Origin of the sequence: Staphylococcus ureilyticus, from assembly GCF_002902235.1 — a bacterium.
GTDB classification, from domain to species: domain Bacteria; phylum Bacillota; class Bacilli; order Staphylococcales; family Staphylococcaceae; genus Staphylococcus; species Staphylococcus ureilyticus.
On sequence record NZ_PPRL01000115.1, the window covers coordinates 1 to 2,700 of the forward strand.

At 27.9% G+C, this 2,700-nt stretch carries 3 protein-coding genes; all 3 read left to right on the top strand.

The window, feature by feature from the left end:
• The first annotated feature begins 50 nt into the window (after nucleotides 1-50).
• Complete coding sequence (locus tag CD150_RS10795) at nucleotides 51-1,550, top strand: UvrD-helicase domain-containing protein (protein ID WP_276307437.1); 1,500 nt, start codon at nucleotides 51-53, stop codon at nucleotides 1,548-1,550.
• Nucleotides 1,547-2,248 carry a DarT ssDNA thymidine ADP-ribosyltransferase family protein gene (locus CD150_RS10800; protein WP_103161577.1) on the top strand — a complete coding sequence of 234 codons (702 nt, stop codon included), beginning with the start codon at nucleotides 1,547-1,549 and terminating at the stop codon, nucleotides 2,246-2,248. Before CD150_RS10795 ends, CD150_RS10800 begins: the two co-directional genes overlap by 4 nt.
• A partial coding sequence (locus CD150_RS10805; protein WP_206185640.1) for a DarT1-associated NADAR antitoxin family protein occupies nucleotides 2,241-2,700 on the top strand: 460 nt, incomplete at its 3' end. The genes CD150_RS10800 and CD150_RS10805, both read left to right, overlap by 8 nt.

The window sequence follows — 2,700 nt, forward strand, 5'->3', positions numbered from 1 at the left end:
GCAGCGTCAGATGTGTATAAGAGACAGCATTAAGAGGACACCAAACAGAGATCCTTTATGTTGCGGATGATCAAAATATGATTATTACAGGTAGTGCTGGTTGTGGCAAATCCTTATTAGCTATTTATAGGATTTATTGGCTTTCCAAAGTATATCCTAATGATAAAATTGCGTTACTGACATTTAATAAAGCTGTTAACCTGGATATGAATTTGAAAATTAAAGAGATTGCCAAAAATAGGAATGAACAAGTACCTAATAATTTAATTATTGATACATACAATGAATTTATGAAGAAGATTATTAAGGAAATCTGCAATAATTTTGAAGATGAAGTATTACAACTAGGTAAATATAAAAATGGTAAAGAAGTAAAAAGTTATAATATACCTCAAAATAAAGTTATTCAAGTAGAAAGAGCTGTAAATGAAATAAGAGAGAAGTATCCAGCTGAATCTACTTTTAAAAGACCTTACCAAACATTCTTAGATGAAATTTCTTGGATGCAGCAAATGTCAGTAACTTCATTTGAAATTTATGAAAAAATGGAAAGGATCGGTAGAAAAAGTACTAGAATCGATAGAAGTAAAAGAAAGTACTTCTACGAGGTTTATGAGCAGTATATAAAAATTAGAGAAAAAGAAGATAGATATTATGATTTTGAAGATGTAGGTACCTTTATTCGTAATTTGTTAAAAAAGATTAAAAACCAGGACAAGAAGAAAAAATTATTATCATATAAATATATTTTGATAGATGAATTCCAAGATTTTACTTCAGACATGTTGATGACTGTTAATGAATTAAATAATACAAATGGAGCAATGGTCTTATTAGGAGATATTAATCAAGGTGTATTCGGTAAACGTATTTCTTTTAAATCTCTAGGTATTAAAATGAATAGTTATAAAAAGTATCGATTAGTATATAATTACAGAAATAGTCGACCGATTAGTGAATTTGCTGAAGAAATATCTCGTTCACCTTATTTTGATAAAAATAACGAATTTTATGCAGAAGCTAAATTAGGAATGAGAAACGGTCAAGAGCCAAAAATTATTCAATATAAAGATGAAAAAGAAGAAATGGAGAAAGTTTATCACTATATTACTAGAGTGCAAGAGCGTCGTAAAGAAGAAAAAGTAGGTGTTATTCTTCCAAGTCATAAATTTAAAGATTTCAAACAGTTTATGAAAGAAAAGGGTGAAAACTTAAGTGTTTACAGTTTGAAAAGTGATAAAAACAATATTACTCTTGGAACTTATAAACAAATTAAAGGATTGGAATTTAATACTGTAATTATGCCTTTTTTAAGTAAAGAAAATTTTATAAAAAGTATTGAGATTGATAATAATGAAATTGATTTAGATAATAAAAATTTTAAATATTCAGATCTAGACTCTGAAATACTAGAGAAATCTATTGCCCAATATTATGTTGGTGTCACAAGAGCAAAGGAAAAATTAATTATTTTATATTCAGGAGAATTAACACCATTATTAGCATCGCTGGCTCTTAGTAAATATGTTTGTGGAGGTGAAGGTATTTGATACAATCCGTAATACAAAATCGTCACATCACGCGATTATGTCATTTCACTAAGTCTAAAAATTTACCATTTATTTTAGGAAAAGGCATGGATAGTGACAACGGTATTTTGGCTAATAATTTCATTTTTGATTCGTCTTTTTTGAATAAAACAGATGAAAATAGATTTGATAGACATGAGGATTATATCTGCACTTCAGTCCAATATCCTAATTGCTATTATTTTTCAACTGTAGTAAAAAAAAGCCGAACTGAAATATTTAATGAATGGACAATATTAGAAATAAGTCCAAAAATTATCACTGACTCTACAAAATTTTGCCCTGTCAACGCTGCTACTAAAGGTGGAAGAATGATAAAAGGAGGGTATGAAGCTTTTGAAAGCATTTTTAATGAAAGAGTAACAGGTAAAAGAACGTTTGTTAGAGATAAATTATATCCAAGTAATGTCCCTACTAATGTACAGGCGGAAGTTCTTATATATAATAAAATACCTAAAGAATATATCACAGCTCTTATTTTTCCCACGGAAGAACTTGCCAAAAGAGAATGTTTAAGATTAGAACTTTGTGGAGTTTGTACATCTGATTATGACATAATAGTTTCAAGCGAATTGTTTGAAAAAAAAGAAATAGTTCGTTTACTACAATCAGGAAAGGTTCCTGAGGAAAAGGTGTTGAAATATAAACAACATGGCTAATCGATTTGTCTATTACGTTGATCCTAAAGATTTAAAATACAAAAAAATAGATGTTTTTTTTAAGTGGTTTCCAGGCTTTTCTAAAGAACAAAAGCAAAAAAGCATCGAAGATTTGCACCAACAGTTTTTAAAGGAAAATATAACAGATAATTTATTAGAAGTTTCTAGTAAATCAATAGAAGATATAGGTATCAAAGCAAGCGCATTTAATTTAAAAATAAAGACAATTAAAGGGCATTTATTTTGTGTAGAACAAGTATTTCAATCTAGCAAAGTATATAAAAAAGCAGGTAGTCAAAATTATCTATTAGAAAAAGGTTATAGCTCAACAGAAATGAAACAAAAATTAAGAAAAATTGATACTAATGATTCTATGACGAAATATAGTAATTTTGGGCATGATTATCCATTAGAACCTAAAACTTTATTTTATAATTGGTTATATATTAATG